Annotated in this window: 16 protein-coding genes and 3 tRNA genes; 9 read left to right on the plus strand and 10 right to left on the minus strand. The window is 71.1% G+C overall.

Annotation, left to right across the window (positions count from 1 at the left end):
* Window positions 1–27: 27 nt before the first annotated feature.
* Window positions 28–1,389, minus strand: a complete 1,362-nt coding sequence (locus EDD30_RS18645; protein WP_071803393.1) for a dihydrolipoyl dehydrogenase family protein — start codon at window positions 1,387–1,389, stop codon at window positions 28–30.
* Between the two features lie 39 nt (window positions 1,390–1,428).
* On the opposite strand from EDD30_RS18645, the gene EDD30_RS18650 reads away from it, so the two are divergent.
* Both EDD30_RS18650 and EDD30_RS18655 read left to right on the plus strand, forming a co-directional pair.
* The gene (locus EDD30_RS18650) at window positions 1,429–2,520 is read left to right on the plus strand and encodes a serine hydrolase domain-containing protein (RefSeq protein WP_244945309.1); all 1,092 of its coding nucleotides are present in this window, start codon (window positions 1,429–1,431) and stop codon (window positions 2,518–2,520) included.
* 100 nt (window positions 2,521–2,620) lie between these two features.
* On the plus strand, window positions 2,621–2,938 hold the full coding sequence (locus tag EDD30_RS18655; RefSeq protein WP_071803392.1) for a hypothetical protein: 318 nt from the start codon (window positions 2,621–2,623) through the stop codon (window positions 2,936–2,938).
* Window positions 2,939–3,050: 112 nt separating this feature from the next.
* Here EDD30_RS18655 and EDD30_RS18660 read toward each other — a convergent pair whose 3' ends face one another.
* Window positions 3,051–4,385 carry a cryptochrome/photolyase family protein gene (locus tag EDD30_RS18660; RefSeq protein WP_071803391.1) on the minus strand — a complete coding sequence of 445 codons (1,335 nt, stop codon included), beginning with the start codon at window positions 4,383–4,385 and terminating at the stop codon, window positions 3,051–3,053.
* A gap of 1 nt (window position 4,386) precedes the next feature.
* On the minus strand, window positions 4,387–5,292 hold the full coding sequence (locus EDD30_RS18665; RefSeq protein WP_071803390.1) for a phytoene/squalene synthase family protein: 906 nt from the start codon (window positions 5,290–5,292) through the stop codon (window positions 4,387–4,389).
* Between the two features lie 79 nt (window positions 5,293–5,371).
* Here EDD30_RS18665 and EDD30_RS18670 point away from each other — a divergent pair, with 79 nt between their 5' ends.
* From EDD30_RS18670 to EDD30_RS18700, 7 genes are all read left to right on the plus strand, one after another.
* Entirely contained in the window at window positions 5,372–6,544 is a 1,173-nt protein-coding gene (locus EDD30_RS18670) for a polyprenyl synthetase family protein (RefSeq protein WP_123678819.1), read from the plus strand.
* Between the two features lie 72 nt (window positions 6,545–6,616).
* Complete coding sequence (crtI, locus tag EDD30_RS18675; protein ID WP_071803388.1) at window positions 6,617–8,134, plus strand: phytoene desaturase family protein; 1,518 nt, start codon at window positions 6,617–6,619, stop codon at window positions 8,132–8,134.
* Window positions 8,127–8,732 carry an isopentenyl-diphosphate Delta-isomerase gene (idi, locus tag EDD30_RS18680; protein WP_071803387.1) on the plus strand — a complete coding sequence of 202 codons (606 nt, stop codon included), beginning with the start codon at window positions 8,127–8,129 and terminating at the stop codon, window positions 8,730–8,732. The genes crtI and idi overlap by 8 nt, the downstream gene beginning before the upstream one ends.
* Window positions 8,722–9,663 (plus strand): MerR family transcriptional regulator, encoded by a 942-nt coding sequence (locus EDD30_RS18685; protein WP_071803386.1) that lies wholly within the window; start codon window positions 8,722–8,724, stop codon window positions 9,661–9,663. The genes idi and EDD30_RS18685 overlap by 11 nt, the downstream gene beginning before the upstream one ends.
* Window positions 9,664–9,811: 148 nt before the next feature.
* Window positions 9,812–9,884 (plus strand) — tRNA-Glu (locus EDD30_RS18690).
* 56 nt (window positions 9,885–9,940) lie between these two features.
* A tRNA-Asp gene (locus EDD30_RS18695) sits at window positions 9,941–10,017 on the plus strand.
* A gap of 32 nt (window positions 10,018–10,049) precedes the next feature.
* A tRNA-Phe gene (locus EDD30_RS18700) sits at window positions 10,050–10,126 on the plus strand.
* 109 nt (window positions 10,127–10,235) lie between these two features.
* Here EDD30_RS18700 and EDD30_RS18705 read toward each other — a convergent pair.
* The 7 genes from EDD30_RS18705 to EDD30_RS18735 form a co-directional block, all read right to left on the minus strand.
* Window positions 10,236–11,558, minus strand: coding sequence for a site-specific integrase (locus EDD30_RS18705; protein WP_071803385.1), 1,323 nt, complete (start codon window positions 11,556–11,558; stop codon window positions 10,236–10,238).
* 71 nt (window positions 11,559–11,629) lie between these two features.
* Window positions 11,630–11,899, minus strand: coding sequence for a helix-turn-helix domain-containing protein (locus EDD30_RS18710; RefSeq protein WP_244945310.1), 270 nt, complete (start codon window positions 11,897–11,899; stop codon window positions 11,630–11,632).
* Between the two features lie 355 nt (window positions 11,900–12,254).
* A complete protein-coding gene (locus EDD30_RS18715; RefSeq protein ID WP_071803384.1) occupies window positions 12,255–13,841 on the minus strand; it encodes a hypothetical protein in 1,587 nt (528 codons plus the stop codon).
* Entirely contained in the window at window positions 13,838–14,809 is a 972-nt protein-coding gene (locus EDD30_RS18720; RefSeq protein WP_071803383.1) for a bifunctional DNA primase/polymerase, read from the minus strand. Before EDD30_RS18720 ends, EDD30_RS18715 begins: the two co-directional genes overlap by 4 nt.
* 355 nt (window positions 14,810–15,164) lie before the next feature.
* Window positions 15,165–15,392, minus strand: coding sequence for a hypothetical protein (locus EDD30_RS18725; protein ID WP_071803382.1), 228 nt, complete (start codon window positions 15,390–15,392; stop codon window positions 15,165–15,167).
* The gene (locus EDD30_RS18730; protein ID WP_071803381.1) at window positions 15,389–15,700 is read right to left on the minus strand and encodes a hypothetical protein; all 312 of its coding nucleotides are present in this window, start codon (window positions 15,698–15,700) and stop codon (window positions 15,389–15,391) included. The genes EDD30_RS18725 and EDD30_RS18730 overlap by 4 nt, the downstream gene beginning before the upstream one ends.
* On the minus strand, window positions 15,697–16,107 hold the full coding sequence (locus EDD30_RS18735) for a thioredoxin domain-containing protein (RefSeq protein WP_071803380.1): 411 nt from the start codon (window positions 16,105–16,107) through the stop codon (window positions 15,697–15,699). The genes EDD30_RS18730 and EDD30_RS18735 overlap by 4 nt, the downstream gene beginning before the upstream one ends.
* Window positions 16,108–16,224 lie beyond the last annotated feature (117 nt).

Genomic DNA, 16,224 nt, shown 5'->3' on the forward strand with positions numbered 1-16,224 from the left:
GTCGGTGGACCGGCGGACGGACCAGTCTCAGAGCTGCCGCATCGCGTCTCCGATCGCTCGATGGAACGTCGGGTAGGCCCAGATGGTGCCCTGCAGGGCGGCGATCGGCACCGCAGTCGTGACCGCCACCGACAACGCTCCGAGCACTTCGCCGCCGCTGGGCCCGGCGCTGGTGGCGCCGACGAGGAGCCCGCGGGAGCGGTCGGCGATCAGCTTGATGAAGCCCGCATTGCCCGGGCCGTGGATGAAGCCGCGCGACGACGACGGCAGGCTGGAGTAGCCGACGCGCACGTCGATGCCCGCCTCCCGTGCCTGCTTCTCGGTCAGCCCCACCGCCCCGATCTCCGGATCGGTGAAGGTCACCCGCGGTCTGGCGTGGTAGGCCGCCGGAGGGCCGCCCTGGCCGAGGATGTCTCGGACGGCGACGTCGGCCTCGTACATAGCCATGTGGGTGAAGGCACCGTTGCCGGTCACATCGCCGACAGCCCAGATCTTGTCGCCCGCGCGCATCCACTCGTCGGTGGTGAGGAAACGGGCCGACGGGTCGAGGCCCACGGTGTCCAGCCCGAGGCCGTCGAGGCGGGCGGCACGGCCGGTGGCGACGAGGAGGCGCTCCCCGGCCACCGTGGATCCATCGGAGAGGGTGAGCGAGAACAGATCGCCGGAGTGGTCGACGCGCTGGGCTCGTACACCGGTGCGGGTGGTGATGCCGTCCTCGGCGAGGGCGGCGGCCACCGTCTCGGAACTCTCCGGCTCCTCCATCGCGAGGACTCGGTCGCCGCCTTCGATGATCGTGATGTCCACCCCGAAACGGGCCATGGCCTGCGACAGCTCGAGGCCGATCGCGCCCCCGCCGAGGACCAGCATGGTGGCGGGCAGGGTCTGGGCCTCGACGGCCTCGCGGTTCGTCCAGAAGGGCGTGCCGGCCAGGCCGTCGATCGCAGGGATGACCGCCGCGGTGCCGGTCGCGACCACGATGCCCCTGCGGGCGAGGAACTCCTGCTCGCCGACCCTGACCCGACCGGGGCCGGTGATCGCGGCGCGGCCGCGGACGAACCGCCCGCCCTTGCCGGTGAAGCGATCGACGGCGACCTTGTCGTCCCAGGTGTCGGTGGCCTCCTCGCGGATCCGGCGGGCGACCGGCGCCCAGTCCGGCTGGACCTGCGAGGCGCCGGCGATGCCGGGGACCCGACGGGCCTCGGCGAGCGCGTTGCCGGCGCGGATCATCATCTTGGTGGGGATGCATCCCCAGTAGGGACACTCACCGCCCACCAGTGTGTGCTCGACGCCGATCACCGAGAGCCCGGCCCCGGCGAGCCGGCCGGCGGCTTCCTCGCCGCCGACGCCGAGACCGATGACGACGATGTCGACCTGCTCTGCTTCACCCATGGGGCCAGCTTTCCACCGATCGCGGGTACGGTGCGCGGCGTGTGTGAAGACCTGTGGACAACGGGGTGGGTCGCCCCCGGCTACGAGCCCGTACGGGAGGCGTTCGCCCAGCATGCGAGCGGTGGCTCGGCGTTGTGCGTGCTGCGCCACGGCACCGTGGTCGTGGACCTGCGGGAGGGGTGGCGCGATCCCGGCCGCACCCGGCCGTGGGATGCGCGGACGCTGGTCAACGCCTACTCGGTGGGCAAGCCCGTCATCGCCGCCGCGGTTCTCCTGCTGGCCGAGCGGGGGCTGCTCGATCTCGACGATCCGGTCGCGCGGCACTGGCCGGAGTTCCGGACCGACACTTCCGTACGACAACTGCTGACCCACACCTCCGGCCTGGTGACGTTTCCGGTGCCGCGCGGGCCGGCGGCATGGGCCGACTGGGACCTGCTCTGCGGCGACCTGGCGACCGCGAGCCCCGAGTGGCCCCCCGGCACCGTCGCGGCGGAGCACGCACTTACCTACGGGCACCTGCTCGGAGAACTCGTCCGGCGCATCACCGGCCGCGCCCCCGGTCCCTTCGTCGCGGAGGAGATCGCCGGGCCATGGCGGCTCGACCTCGCGTTCGGACTGGCCGGCGCGGACCTCGACCGGTGCGCCGACCTGGAGTACGACGACCCCGACATGCCGGAACGCCTGGAGCCCGGGTCGGTGCGTGCCCGAGCGCTGGCGAACCCCGAGGGCGCGCGCGACCTCACCGTGGTCAACGGCGAGGCGTGGCGCCGCGCGGTCGTGCCGGCCGTGAACCTGCACACGACCGCCGAGGCGGTGGCACGCTTCTACGCCGGATTGCTGAACGGCGGGGAACTCGACGGACACCGCCTGCTCAGCCGCTCGTCGGTGGACCAGATGACCACGGCCCAGTTCACCGGCTTCGACCGCTTCATCGGCGCGGAGACCACGTGGGGTCTGGGCGTGCGGCGGGAGAGCGACGGCACCTGGGGCATGGGAGGCCTCGGCGGCAACGCCGGCTGGGCGGATCCGGCCCGGGGTCGCGCGATCGCCTATGTCACGCGGCGGCTCGGCGACTTCGACCGGGTGACGGCGATCGACGCCTCGATCTCGTCGGTGGAATCGCTCAGCTAGGCCGGGCCGCGTCCGATTCTGAACCCCCGCGGAAGAGGAACACCGAGTAGGGGCGGTCGTGAGGGGGCGATGGCGGGCCGGGCTGGTACCCGCCATCCTCATGACCGCCGCCTTGGCGCTGCCCGCGGCATCGTCCGCGGGCAGCGTCGGGCTCACCCCCGCCTTCCTGACTCTGCTGGACAGGCTCCGCCTCGGCAGCACGCTGCCCCTCGAAGCGGACGTGCCGTTCTGGTACGGCGAGTACGAGATCGGTGGCAGGAACTTCGCGGACGAGGTGCTGCGGCGGGTCAACGCCGTGACGGTCATGAGTTACCGCGACACCGGCACCGGGCCGAAGGATGCGGCGACCCGCACGGCGCCGGCCTTCGCCGGCATCGCGGTGCACCGGTACGGCACGCGGCGGGCGCTGCCGAACTGAGGTTTCGGCGCCGGCCCCGTGGGCAGGTGGTCGCGGATCCTGCCGGCCTTCAACGGACGAACGCAACGGGTCGGCAGGACCCGCTTTCCGTCCGGCACGCCGGGCGGAAACCTCACGGCCGCAACCAGACCGCCTCGTCGCGATGCGACTCCAGCGGCCCCGGGTAGTCCAGCCTCGCCCGCACCGTATCCGGCAGGCGCCAGGGTTGGTGCACGGCCTTGCCCGCGATCGAAGCCAACTCCGGTACGTAACGACGAACGTACACGCCGTCATGGTCGAAGCGCTCGGCCTGCCGGATGGGATTGAAGCGCCGGTAGGGCTTCGTGTCGTTGCCGGTGCCGGCGACCCACTGCCAGTTACCCGAGTTGTTGGCGACGTCGCCGTCGTTGAGCCAGCGGAAGAACCACTTCAGGCCGTCGCGCCAGTCGAGGCCGAGATGCTTGGTCAGGAAAGAGGCGGTGATCAACCGGGCCCGGTTGTGCATCCAGCCCTCGGCCCGCAACTGCCGCATGCCGGCGTCCACCACGGGAACTCCGGTGAGCCCGTCCTGCCAGTGCGCGAGCGCGTCCGGGTCGCCTCGCCAGTCGGTGTCGCCGGCCTTGCGGTAGGCCTCCGTCGAGATCGTCGGGAAGGCGTGAGTGACCTGGTAGTAGAAGTCGCGCCAGCCGAGCTGGCGGACGAACGCCGCGGGTCCGGCACCGTCGACCTCCCGCGCCGCGTTCGCCACGGTCAACGGCGACAGACAACCGAAGCGAAGGTACGCGCTCAGCCGCGAGGTGCCATCGGCCGCCAGGTCGTCGTGCAGGTCGTCGTACGGCCCAAGCTGACGCAGCCAGGCCTTCAGCCGCCGCAGCCCTTCGGTCTCGCCGCCCGCCACCGCCTGGGGCGATTCTCCGCCGGGGAGTGCGGGCAGCCTGCCGGCGGCGAGGTCGTCCGGAAGCAGGATCCGGGCGGGCGTGGCCACCTCGTCCCGCCACTTCGCCGACTCCCAGGCGCGGTGGTACGGGGAGAAGACCTTGTAGTGCCCCTGGCCACCGGCCGGACGAACCTCGCCGGGCGGGACCACGGTGGTCCCGGGAAAGAGCCGCAGTGAGATGCGGTGCCGCTCGCATTCCCGTGCCAGCCGACCCTCGCGGCGCCGCGCGTAGCCGCTGACGTCCTGAGCGAGAGCGATGCCGTCCGCCTCCACCTCGCCGGCGAGCCGGACGGTCTCGGCCACCGGGTCGCCCTCGCGGACGACCAGGTCCGCGCCGCGCGCCCGCAGGCTCGCGCGAAGGTCGGCCAGGCACTGGTGCAGAAAACGGGAGCGGTTGGGCGAGAACGCTCGCAGGTGCGGGTCGAGGACGAAGAGCGGCACGACGCGTTCCGCGTTGGCACAGGCCGCGGCGAGCGCCGGATTGTCGTGCACCCGGAGGTCTCGGGTGAAGAGCACGATCACCGTACGCATGTCAGGAATGCACCAGAGCGGGCACCGGGCGGCCGGGCCGGGTCAGCAGGGACCGCATCGCCACCCCGGCCCGGCGGCGCCCGGCCACGGTGGCCCGGCGGCCGAAGACGTCGAAGCCGGCGGCCGCCACCTCGTCGAGGATGCCGGCGTAGAGCTGGAAGGCCGTCCTCATGCAGGCCTGTGAGCCGGGCAGCAGCAGCGGGATGCCGGGCGCGGCGGCGGCGTAGTGCTCGTCGGCGCGGGCCACCTCCGCCCTGATCAGCGCCTTGATGGCCGATGTCGAACGTCTTGCCGTCCGCGCCTGCCGCAGGTCGTCCCGGGTGACCCCGAATTCGGCCAGGTGAGCCTCCGGGAGGTAGACACGGCCGCGGTCGAGGTCCTCGCCGACGTCGCGGATGAAGTTGGTCAACTGGAAGGCGAGCCCGAGCTGGCGGGCCGGCTCGCGGGCGGCGGCCGGATCGCTCGACCCGAGGATCGGCAGCATCATCGTGCCGATGACCGCGGCCGAGCCCTCCATGTACGCGAGGAGGTCGTCGTAGGTGGCATAGGAGGTGACGGTCAAATCCATGGCCATGCTGCGGAGGAAGGCGTCGAAGTCGTCGATGCTCAGGTCGAAGACCGCGATCGTGTGCAGCACCGCCGGCAGCAGCGGGTCGTCGACCGGCTCGCCCCGCAGGCCGGCGACGAAGCCGTCCGACCACTCCCGCAGGCGGGCGGCACGCTCGGCCGGCGGCAGCTCCTCGGTGCGGTCGACGATCTCGTCGGCGTGGCGGGTGAAGCCGTAGAGAGCGTGCACATGCCGCCGCTTCCACGCCGGCAAGAGGCGGGTGGCGAGGAAATAGGTGCGGCCATGGCTCCGGTGCAGCTCACGGCAGCGTTCGTAGGCCGCCGCCAGATCGGTGTCCACCGGACCTCCTGAAAGAGAATCGACGCAGGAATCGACGCAACACGCAGCTTACGGTAATCTCCTCGTCGTGGCCAACGACATGCTGGTGGGAAGCCTCCGCTGCGGGATTCCCAGTCAACCGAGCCCCTCGGACGCTCTGGTGACCGCGGTCGAGGGAACGCTGGCCGAGTTTCTGAGCAGTCAGATCGCCACCTTCGACGCCGTCGACCCGGCGCTCGGCCGGTTCGCCCGCACCAGCCGCGACCTGGTGCTCGCGGGCGGCAAGCGGCTCCGGCCGACGTTCGCCCACTGGGGCTGGCGCGGTGTCATCGGCGGGCGCGAGCCGATCGACCCGGTGCTGCCGGCGCTGGCAGCACTCGAGCTCATGCACACGTTCGCGCTGGTGCACGACGACGTGATGGACGGCTCCGACACCCGGCGCGGCCGCCCGACGGCACATCGCCTCTTCGCCGCTCAGCATCGTCACGGCGGCAGGCTCGGCGACCCGGACCACTTCGGTGCCACCTCGGCGATCCTGGTCGGCGACCTCTGCCTCGTCTGGGCCGATCAGCTTCTGGCCCAGGCCGCGCTCACCACGGCCACCCACTTTGCGGTGCGCGCTTGTTACGACCGCATGCGCGTGGAGGCGGTCGCGGGCCAATACCTCGACGTGCTGGGCGAAACAGAGCCGCAGGAGTGGTCACTCGACCGGGCGCTGGTCGTCGCCCGGCACAAGACCGCGAGCTACACGGTGCAGCGTCCCCTGCTCTTCGGGCTCGCGCTCGCCGGACCGGCGCGGCCGGGGACGACCGCGGTCAACGACGCCTACCACGAGTACGGCCTCGCGATCGGCGAGGCGTTCCAGCTCCGCGACGACCTGCTCGGGGTCTACGGCGATCCTGCCGTGACCGGCAAGCCGGCCGGGGACGACCTGCGCACCGGCAAGCCGACCGTCCTGGTGATGCTGGCACGACAGCTCGCCACGCCCGCCCAGCGCGCCGCGCTGGCCCATACTCCCGCCGGAGCCGTCAACCCCGCCGACGGCTCCGGCGGGCCCGAACCCGCCTCGCCGGCGTCGCGCGCGGCGACGGACGAGCGGATCGCCCGGCAGGCGGAGATCATCGCGGAGACCGGGGCCGTGACCCGGGTCGAGGCGATGATCCGGCGGCGGGTCGATCATGCCGTCACGGCCCTTCGCGACGCACCCGTCCACGACGACGCACGTGCCGCCCTGACCGAGCTGGCCACCACCGCCACCCACCGGCCAGCATGATGGGATCGGGCCACGGACGACCGCCCGGAGCCGCTGAGCTCACTCCCCCTCGACCGTTTTGGAGCTGGTGACGTGCGACGAGTGACAGGGCCGACCGATCGCGTCGTCGTCGTCGGGGCCGGGCTCGGCGGCTTGGCGTGCGCTCTTCATCTCGCCGGCGCGGGCCGGCAGGTGACGGTCGTCGAGCGGGAGCCGGTGCCGGGTGGGCGGGCGGGGCGGCTCTCGGTCGACGGGTACGAGTTCGACACCGGACCCACCGTGCTGACCATGCCGGAGCTGATCGCCGAGCCGCTCGCCGCCGTCGGCGAGAAGCTGTCCGACTGGCTCGAGTTGACTCCCCTCGACCCGGCCTACCGGGCGCACTACCCGGACGGATCCACACTGGACGTGCTGACCGACACCGTGCGGATGACGGCGGAGATCTCCCGGGTGTGCGGGCCGAGGGAGGCCGACGGTTATCTCCGGTTCGTGGACTTCGCCCGCAAACTGTGGCGCCTCGAACGAGACAACTTCATCGACCGCAATCTCGACACACCGCTCGACCTGCTCAACCTCAGCCTCGTCAAGCTGCTCGGCATGGGCGGTTTCCGCCGGCTGCAGCCGAAGATCAACCAGTACTTCCGCGATCCCCGTACCCGGCGGATCTTCTCCTTCCAGGCCATGTACGCGGGCCTGGCGCCGCACGACGCGCTCGCGATCTACGCGGTGATCGCGTATCTCGACGCGGTCGCCGGGGTCTTCTTTCCCCGAGGCGGCATGCATGCCGTGCCGAAGGCGCTGGCCGGAGCCGCGGAGAAGCACGGCGTCGAGTTCCGCTACGCAACGACGGTCGCCCGGGTCGAGACTGCCGGCGGACGCGCGACGGGCGTAGTCACCGACTCGGGCGAGCGCATCGCCGCCGACGTCGTCGTCCTCAATCCCGATCTACCGGTAGCCTTCCGCGACCTGCTGCCGCCGTCCGCGCGGCCGCGCAAGCTGCGGTATTCCCCCTCGTGCGTGGTGCTCCACCTCGGCTCCGGCCGGGCCTACTCCCGGATCGCGCACCACAACATCCACTTCGGGGCGGCGTGGAAGGGCACGTTCGACGAGGTCATCCGCCAGGGCCTGCTGATGAGCGACCCGTCGCTGCTCGTCACCAACCCCAGCCGCACGGACCCGGGCGTCGCCCCGCCGGGACGGCAGAGCTACTACGTGCTCGCTCCGGTGCCCCACCTCGACTCGGCGCCGCTCGCCTGGCGAAAAGGTCTCGACCGGCGCTACGCGGACGAGCTGCTCCGCGTACTGGAGCAGCGCGGATATGTCGGCTTCCGAGACGGCGTCGAGGTCGAGCGGATCATCACGCCGGCCGACTGGGCGGAGCAGGGCATGGCCGCCGGCACACCGTTCGCGTCCGCGCACACGTTCACGCAGACGGGCCCCTTCCGGCCCGGGAATCTGCATCCCTCCCTACCCAACGTGGTGTTCACGGGTTCCGGGACGCAGCCGGGTGTCGGCGTACCGATGGTGTTGATTTCCGGGAAGCTGGCGGCCTCGCGGATAACCGGCTCCACCCAGGGGCCCGAGCAGATGGTGGGAGGCCGGCATGAGTGAGCTGCGGGACGAGGAGATCGGCGGGACGCGGTCCCGCGAGGCCCATCTGGTCGAGCTGGTGGACCAGGACGGGTCGATCACCGGCGAGGCCACCGTGGACCGGGCCCACCGCGCCCCAGGGCTGCTGCACCGCGCCTTCTCGGTGTTCCTGCAGGACGCCTCGGGCCGGGTGCTCCTGCAACAGCGGGCGGCCGCCAAGACCCGGTTTCCGCTGCGCTGGGCCAACACGTGCTGCGGGCATCCCGCGCCCGGCGAACCGCTCGACGTCGCCGCCAAGCGCCGCCTCGCCGAGGAGGTGGGAGTCGAGGGCGTCGACCTGATCGAGGTGGGAGTGTATTCGTACTACGCGGAGGACCCCACCACCGGACGGGTCGAATACGAGTACGACCACGTCCTGCTCGGCCGGCTGGACGCCGACGCGCCTCTGCTGGCCGATCCCGACGAGGTAGCCGAGGTGCGGTGGGCGCCGCTCGACGAGCTGGAGCTCGCCCTAGAGCGCGAGCCCCGGGTGTACGCCCCCTGGCTGCCCGGCGTCACCGACCGGCTCCGGCGGCACCTGCATCCCGACGACCAGGCGGAGCGGTCGGGTGGCCGATGAGGCCCTGACGGCCGGGGCGGTGGCGCGCCGTCTGGGGGTCGCCGTCACGACGCTGCGCACCTGGCACCAGCGGTACGGGCTGGGGCCGAGCCAGCACCTGCCCGGGCAGCACCGGCGATACACCGATGAGGACCTGGAGCGGCTGCAGGTCATGCGCCGGCTCACCGCCCAGGGCGTCGCACCGGCCGAGGCGGCGGCGTGGGCCCGGCGCGTGCCCATGCCCATCGACGTCGTCTGGCCCGAGGTGGGCGGCGGGCTCACCGTCACGACCCGCGACGGCGGCGGGCACACCATCCGTACGGGAAGAGCCGGCCCCGCAGCCCGCGGCCTGGCCCGCGCCGCCATGCGTCTCGACGCGCCCGCCCTGCGGGAAATCCTCGAGACCGCGGTGGCCGGCCGCGGCGTCATCGGCGCGTGGCACGACGTGATCATGCCCGTCCTGATCGGCATCGGCGACCGCTACGCGGCCACCCGGCGTTTCATCGAGGTCGAGCACCTGCTCTCGCGCTCCATCACCGAGGTCCTGGGCTCCGTGGCCAGGCCACCCAGCAGCCAGGCCCCTCGGGTCATGCTCGCCGCGGCGGACGAGGAGCAGCACACGCTGCCGCTGGAGGCCCTCGCCGCGGCGCTGGCCGAGGCAGGCGTCCCGAGTCGACTGCTGGGTGCCCGGGTGCCACCGCAGGCACTGACGGACGCGGTCGCGCGCACGGGACCGGCGGCGGTGGTGTTGTGGTCGCAGCTTGCCGAGACGGGCGACCCCACGCAGTGGACGCGGCTGCTGTCGTCCGGCCACGGCCCCCTGCTGGCTGCCGCCGCCGGGCCGGGATGGCCCGCCGATCGACTGCCGGAGGGTGTCGTGCGCCTGGACAGCCTCGACCAAGCGGTCCGGCTGGTGGCGGCGGCCGCCCGCGGATGCCCCGCCCCCCGCTGACGGTCTGCCCTGGTCAGAGGGTTCGGCGCGGCGAAGGGGATACCGGTTTGGATGATGGGCGGCCCATCACGTATGCTTTCCAAGCCTCAAGCGGGGCCGGTTGGGGCCCACACCGCAGGAATTGTGAATGTGCAATGATGGCGGAGTTGCCCTCATCGTCTAGTGGCCTAGGACGCCGCCCTTTCAAGGCGGTAGCACGGGTTCGAATCCCGTTGGGGGTACGGACCTGACTTAGGTCAGGGCAAGCGCAAGTGGTAAGAATGAGCAGCATCAGCAAGGTCCTGTGGAGCAGTTGGAGTGCTCGCCGCCCTGTCAAGGCGGAGGTCGCGGGTTCAAGTCCCGTCAGGACCGCCAGTGCCCAGCCGCGCGGATTTCTCGCACGGCACGGCCAGGTAGCTCAGTTGGTACGAGCGTCCGACTGAAAATCGGAAGGTCGGCGGTTCGACCCCGCCCCTGGCCACCAAGCCTCTCGCCGGGCTTTGAGCACCGCCCACCTGCGGAAACGTATGGTGGGCGTTCTGCTGTTGGCGCCGACTCGCCCACCGCGCCCGCCTTCCGATCGTGCGGATTGCTCACAGATTGCTCACGGCAGCTCGGCGAGCGGGCCGGTGATGCGTCAGAAGCTTGGCCGCTGCTTCCACTTGCGCGGCCGTCTGGGAGCGCATCAAGTGGGCATAGACCCGCCGGGTGACTTCCGGCGAGGAGTGCCCGAGGATCATCTGCACGATCTCGATCGGTACACCGCCGGCCAGCATCAGGGAGCACGCGCCGTGCCGGGTGTCGTGCAGAGGGCACGGCGGCAGGCCGCAGTTCGCTACGTGCTGGCGGAACTCGACCGTCACGCGGTCCGGTCGTAGCGGCGTTCCATCCGCCCGGCAGAAGACCAGGCCATGGTCTTGGTAGTCGACCCCGAAGAACTCTCGCTCCTGCGCCTGGGCCCCTCGATGCCGGGAGAGGGCTTCCTGAGCAGGAGCGGCGAGCGGCACCCAACGGCGCCCCTTGCGCGACTTGGGTGCCTTGAACAGACGGCCCACGTGGATCTCACTACACACCGGGCAGGTGGCCTGCTCAGGCGTCACCTGCTTACGAGTGACGGAGACGATCGTCTGGCGCACCCTAAGGCCGGCGCCGTTCGCGTCGATGTCTGACCACCGCAGCCCGCACAACTCAGCCCGGCGCAGGCCAGCGTACGCAGCGAGTTCATAGAGCGCCGAAAGCCGATCATCGAACACATGTTCCAGAAACCGGGCCGTCTCCTCGGGCTGCCATACCTCAGGTTCGTCATCCTCATCGATCGTGTCCGCCACCGGAATCGAGTCCATTCGCCCGACTGCGGGGTTGACCGCGATCAGTCCGCGGCGATTCGCTGCCGAGAGCGCAGCGCGGATGGTACGCCGGTACCCGTCGATGGTGGCCGGCGTTCGCTGCTCAATCCGCCGACCAACGTTGCCGGTAGGGCGCTCCCCCTCGATCGGCAGCGCCAGGTCGGCAAGCACCTGCTCGATATGGCTGCGTCGAAGATCGCGCAGCAGCACGTGACCTAGATGCGGCTTCCATGCGTCGCGGATATGCCCTCGGTAGTTCTTGATGGTGTTGGGCGACTTCTTGGCCGCAATCAGGCTCTCCACCCACTGATCGAGCCACTTGCCCAGCGTCATCCGACGGTCGTCGGTCCACGTCCCGGCGTTGAGCTTGCCCAACTCTTCCGTGAGTGCGTCCTCCGCCTCGGTCTTGGTTTTGTAGCCGCCCCGGGTGGTCTGTCGACGTTTGCCGGTAGCGGGATCGGTCCCGGCATCGACTGTGTACGACCACGAGCCGTGGGGCTTGCGGCAGTTCTTGATGCGTTTGCCGTTGTCGTCGCGGCACTGGCAGCGCTTGAAGACGGAGCCTCGCAAGCGGATCCCCTCTCATGGCGATGATGGGGCCGCTGGCACATACCGGCGGCCAAGGGTCTGCGGCTGGATGGTCATGCGGCGAGCTGGGTCCCGGCCGGGTCATCGTCCTGGGCGTCGAGCCACGCATGGAATCGGGTCACCGGCACGATCCAACGGCCGCGGATGCGCTTGGCGGGGATCTCCCCTGCCCTGATGGCCTGGTAGGTGCCGCCGAGGCTGAGGCGAAGCAGTTTGGCTACTTCCTTCACGGTGTACGTCGCCGCGGGGCGCGGCTGTGGGGTCAACCATTCGGTTCGGCTGTCGGGTTCGTTACTGGTCAGCGGGAAGACGGTGGTCGTCACGCGGTTCTCCTTGTGCTGGGAATGGCCCACTGAAAGCACCTGAGGACACGCCGACGTCCCCGCGTGGCTCTCAAGGCGGCGGCGTGCACGGGCTTTCGAATCGGGGTGGGTTAGCTAAAACATCTCCGCATCTCCGCAGCAGGGCGGTTGACCTGCGGTTTTGAGCTGCGGAGATGCTTGAAAACCATCTCCGCACATCTCCGCATCTCCGCATGATCTTGGGAGGGGTGGGGTTGCGGAGATGCGGAGATGTGCGGAGATCGGTGTGAGCGCATCTCCGCAGCCTGTTGTCCCTGGTAGAGGGACGTTTGGTGGGTGGCTTGCGGAGATGCGGAGATGTTTCAGCGGTTTCGGGTTACCCGTCGTGGTGCTCGACGCGGAACACGGAGCGGTCGCCGCGTTCCGAGGTCTCCGCGCGGATGACGTAGTTGCCGCGCCACCTGCCGTTCTGCCCGGTGAGCATGCGCCCGAGGACGATGGCGTTGGGAAGCCGGCCGCTCTTGGTGGTGATGAACAGCCCGTCCCAGGGGTCATGCAGGTCGGTGCCGAGGTGGACCGGTTCGGCGCTGCGGCGTAGCTCGGCCGCGGTGACCGGAGAGGCGCCGTGCCGTTCGTGCCAGGCGGAGAGGAAGCCGCGCCAGCGGGTGGCGTCCTCGTCGACCTCGCGCACGTCGGCGATGTTGGTCAGGAACCCGCCGATGCCGTGATGGGCGAGGAACCCGCCGAGGGCTTGCGCCCATGGCGTGAACTGCCGCATGGAGAGCCCGGCGGCGCGGGGCGCCCCGTGGCGGGTCCAGTCGAGAACCATGACCAGCAGGTGCCACAGCACCGTCATCTGATGAGCCGGGCTTGTGATCCACTGGTCGAGGTGCGGGATACCGAACCCGGACTGATCCCGCGCCTCCGGGTGCGGCATGTTCGGATCCAGGTGCACCCGCACGGTGCGCGAGGCCATGTCCCCGCCGACTTGCAGGTTGTTGCCCGTGGCCATCCACAGCCGGTCGTTCACGCTGGCGATGTTGCGCGACGCGCCGAGCTGCCGGTCCGACCACTCCCGCTGAGTGATCAACTGGGCGAGGACTGCGGAGTCGATGACGGTGCCTTCCGCGAGGTTGTCCCAGATGACCACGCCGACCTGTTCGGCGAACACGGCGGTGATCGACTTGCGCAGTTCGCCGTCTTCGTCGGGCCAGGTGAGGATCTTCTGCCCGTAGAGCATCCCCGGCCCGCCGGTCAGAATGCTCTTACCCGACGCGGGCATGGTCGCGTCGATCATCCCGAACGGGGTCAGAGATCGGGTGAAGTGCCGCAGGATCGGCGTGGCCAGCAGGGCGACGTAGTTGGCCCGGTCGGCCGCCGACGCCCACGGGAAGTCGCGCAGGAACCGGCCGAGCAGAAACGTCCGCGCCTCTGCCACCTGCTGCGGGCTGGGCCGGTCGGGTACGGGCGGCAGGTCGACCTTGGACGCTAGGTAGAGGCCGGTCGTGGGGTCGTAGCCGGGTATCTGCAACAGGGTGCCGTCGCGGCGCAGCACCGGCGCGCCGATGATCGCCCGTAGGGCGGGCACGCCGGGCCAGGTCTTGCCGGCAAGGACCGCCGACAGGACTTCGCGTGGTGGGGTGCATTCCTCGTCGTAGGGTTCCATCTCGCCTCCTGCGTTCTTGCGGTACTTGGTGCGGTAGACGTGCGCGTGCTGCGCGAGCAGTCCCGCGAGCCCGGCCGGGTTGAGCGGGCTCGCGGCGACCGGCAGTGGTGAGTCCTCGTCGGCGGCGCCGGCCAGGCCGCCCGAGACGGTTTCCATGTGCGTGAGCGCGCCGTCGGAGACGTAGGTGTCGGGCAGCAAGCCCTCGGTCAGCTCCCGCTTGAGGGTGCGGATCGTCTCCGGGCCAGTGCCGACTTTCACCCGGGGCCGGCGGCGGTCGTGCTGGTCGACGTCGGTCATGCCACTTTCCTCGGGTTGCAGGCGCCGTAGCGCAGCCCGGAGCGGATGGTGCGGGCGGTTTCCCGCTCGGAGAGCCCGATTGCCAAGGCGGTCGGGGTCAGCGCCTCGATCACTTCTGCTTCGTGCAGGGCGCCTCCGGCGGCGAGCTGGCCGAGGGACACGGCCCCGCCCAGAAGAGCGGTGTTACGTTCCCCGACGGGAGCGGCGGCGAGGTGGTCAAGCGTGCGATTGATCGCACCGCGCACGTACGCGCTGCGCCGGTATGCGGAGAAGTCGCCTTGGACCTTGCGCGGCCCGGCCGGTGCGGCCCGGCGTAGCAAGTCGGCGATCCAGGCGGGTAGCACGACGGGCGGCCGGTCGTGCAGCACCCGGTACGGCCGCTCGGCGGCGGTGGAGCCGGCGGCGACGACGTAGCCGCCGTGGGCGCGGGTGTCGATCAGCCAGCCCAGGCCGCCGCGCTCGCCCTGGGTGTTGCGCAGCGGCAGCCCGTCGGGGTGCAGGTAGTAGAGGTGGGTGCCGCCGCTGGCCGTGCCCACGGTGTAGGTATCCCAGACGTCGGGGGCGCCGTCGTCGGTGTGCTGGGCACAGAGCAGCCCGAACACGTCTGCGCCGTGACGAGGGTTCATGTCGGCCCACTTCGGCGGTGGTTGCTGGCCGGGTTTGCGGACGTCGAGGTCGATCACCACAAGCCCGGAGGGGCCGCAGGCAATGCCGATGTTGAACGCGGTGTGCTGCCACGCCCGCCGGATGCGGGCCGGGTCGCAGGTCGCCCGGGGCTCCCACCCGGTGTGCCCGGCACGACAACGCGGATCGGTGCCGGAGCAGCGGTCCGCGCCGTGGTCCGGGAACGCGGGCTTCTTCGGATGGTCCCGGTCGCTGGGTCGGTTGTCGGGGCGCAGCGGGAGGACGTGCCACCCGCGGGCGGCGTGGCCGAGGGCGGCGGCACGCAGCGGGCCGGGGTCGAGCATGAGAACCCTCCTTCTCGATCGGCGGGTGGCCAAGGCGGCGCCTGGCCGGGATAGCGGCGGGAGAGATCGCGGCGGCAGGCGACGCGCAAGGTGCGTTCCTCGGCGCTGATCGACGGTGCGGCTGGGCAGGCGAACACGTCGTGCATTCGCATCAGACTCGCGGCGTGCCGGGCGGAATCAGCCGGGCCGTTTGCAGCGCAGCCCAGGCACAGCCACCGGAAAACGTGCGGCCCGCCCGAGGACGGCACGGTGGGGTCGCATCCGGGGTGCGTGGTGTGCCCACCCGCGGCGGCGGCTGGGTGCAGAGCGATGCCGCACCCGGCCGCGCAGACCAGCGCGGCCGGGGCGGCGCCGGTCATGCCGCGATATCGCTGGCTTCGCCGGTGTTGGCCTCGACGGCGCGTTGGTCACCACCGACCGTTACAGCGGTGATCTCGACGTCGAGGTAGATGCGCATCTGTTCGGGGTCGCGGCGGTTGGCGTACGGCCGCGACACCGAGGCGATCCGCAGGCCGGGCAGTGTTTCCAGGACGGCGACGGCGGCGGCGACCTGATTGCCGTCCCCCATCAGGCGGATGTTCATGCGGCACCTCCGAAACAGTCGTCGTGTCCGCATGCGGTAGCGCCGCGGGCGAGCGCGGTTGGGACGGACAGTTCGTAGAGCCGTTCGCCCGGGTCGCTGTCCGGGCGGCAGGCGGGCCGTATCTCGGTGCGGCACTGTTCCGTGCCGTCGAAGCGGGCGGGTATGCCGCCCTGGGTGCCGTCCGGGCGGTGGAACAGCCGGGTGACACGGTGCGCGACCGGCGCGGCGGGGAAGCGCACCGCGACGGCGACGAACCCGGTGCCGTGCTCGACGGCGGGGATCACCCCGACGCGGATTGTGGCGGTCACGCGGCACCCTCCCGGGTCTGGGCGCGGGCCGGCAGGTCGAGGTAGCAGGAGACCTCGATCAGCCCCCATCCGGTGAACGGGCCGTCGGGGTGGTGTTGGCTGGCGGTGAGCGCTCGCCAGGGTTGGGTGGTGTCGAGGTCGAAGTCGGACGGTTGCTGCGCGGTGAGGCCGAGTACGGCGGCCCAGCGGTGGAAGTCGTGGGCGGCGTTGCGGTCCATGCGCAACTCCAGGTGGCGGTAGCCGCCGCGTTCGGTGTGGTCGGTCAGGCCGATGTCGGCGGGCATGGGCAGTCCGTGGGCGTCGGTCAGGGCCAGCAGGAAACGCAGGACAGTGGTGCGGAGTTCCCGGAGGTCGGGCACGTCAGGGGTGTGCATGTCGGTGGTGGGGGTTGCGGCGGTGAGGGTCATCGGGCGGCCTTCCTGGTGCGGTGGTCGGCGGCGACGAAGCCGGTCGCGTGTGCGTTCGCGGGAACGGCGACGACGAGGGCCGCCGTGACGGAGCTGGTCATCGGGGGCTGCCTCCGG

The sequence above is a fragment of the Couchioplanes caeruleus genome (assembly GCF_003751945.1).
Classification (GTDB): Bacteria; Actinomycetota; Actinomycetes; order Mycobacteriales; family Micromonosporaceae; genus Actinoplanes; species Actinoplanes caeruleus.

Coding starts and splice junctions, on each gene's coding strand:
- EDD30_RS18645 (WP_071803393.1), bottom strand. CDS start 1,389: ATGGGTGAAGCAGAGCAGGTCGACATCGTCGTCATCGGTCTCGGCGTC.
- EDD30_RS18655 (WP_071803392.1), top strand. CDS start 2,621: ATGACCGCCGCCTTGGCGCTGCCCGCGGCATCGTCCGCGGGCAGCGTC.
- EDD30_RS18660 (WP_071803391.1), bottom strand. CDS start 4,385: ATGCGTACGGTGATCGTGCTCTTCACCCGAGACCTCCGGGTGCACGAC.
- EDD30_RS18670 (WP_123678819.1), top strand. CDS start 5,372: ATGCTGGTGGGAAGCCTCCGCTGCGGGATTCCCAGTCAACCGAGCCCC.
- idi (WP_071803387.1), top strand. CDS start 8,127: ATGAGTGAGCTGCGGGACGAGGAGATCGGCGGGACGCGGTCCCGCGAG.
- EDD30_RS18715 (WP_071803384.1), bottom strand. CDS start 13,841: ATGACCGACGTCGACCAGCACGACCGCCGCCGGCCCCGGGTGAAAGTC.
- EDD30_RS18720 (WP_071803383.1), bottom strand. CDS start 14,809: ATGCTCGACCCCGGCCCGCTGCGTGCCGCCGCCCTCGGCCACGCCGCC.
- EDD30_RS18725 (WP_071803382.1), bottom strand. CDS start 15,392: ATGAACATCCGCCTGATGGGGGACGGCAATCAGGTCGCCGCCGCCGTC.
- EDD30_RS18735 (WP_071803380.1), bottom strand. CDS start 16,107: ATGACCCTCACCGCCGCAACCCCCACCACCGACATGCACACCCCTGAC.